General features: G+C 58.2%; 1 pseudogene. It reads left to right on the top strand.

The window, feature by feature from the left end:
- A pseudogene (locus HWY45_RS37585) lies at window positions 1-104 on the top strand (SOS response-associated peptidase family protein); the annotation flags it as partial.
- Between the last annotated feature and the right edge of the window lie 382 nt (window positions 105-486).

The raw sequence follows: 486 nt of genomic DNA, 5'->3' as shown, positions 1-486 counted from the left end.
CTACGGACGAGTGGGAAGAGTGGCTGACGACCTCCAACATCGGGGCCGCGCGCGCAATGCTGCAGCTCTATCCGGCCAACGAGATGGATGTCGAGCCAAAGTAGCTTTGATGGCGTAGATCACTCTGAGCGCTGGCTGGAACGTCGACGTCTGTCCGATGCGTTCCTCGATCTCTGGCCCGCGAAGCGAACGTCCTCACACTAATCGCCCGTCTCGCTGTACCGGTCATCGCCTATATCTGCTGCCTTTGGGCCCTCTATCACATTCATTTACTATTGCGTGATAGAGCGCTTACGCACCGGAGGCGCGGGTTCGAATTTTTCTGGTGCCAATCAAAAGGGAGCATGGCACCGCCGGCTACGCTGATCTGTGAAAACCGAATTCCGGACATATATCCCGCGATCACTAGCGCCCGATCTCGCGGCTCGCGCCCGCATTCGTCGTGAGGCATTGGGAAAGTCGGTCTCGGAAATGGCGGCGCTTGTC

This window comes from Burkholderia stagnalis (genome assembly GCF_902830275.1).
GTDB classification, from domain to species: domain Bacteria; phylum Pseudomonadota; class Gammaproteobacteria; order Burkholderiales; family Burkholderiaceae; genus Burkholderia; species Burkholderia stagnalis.
This window is presented reverse-complemented; position numbering and strand designations above follow the sequence as displayed.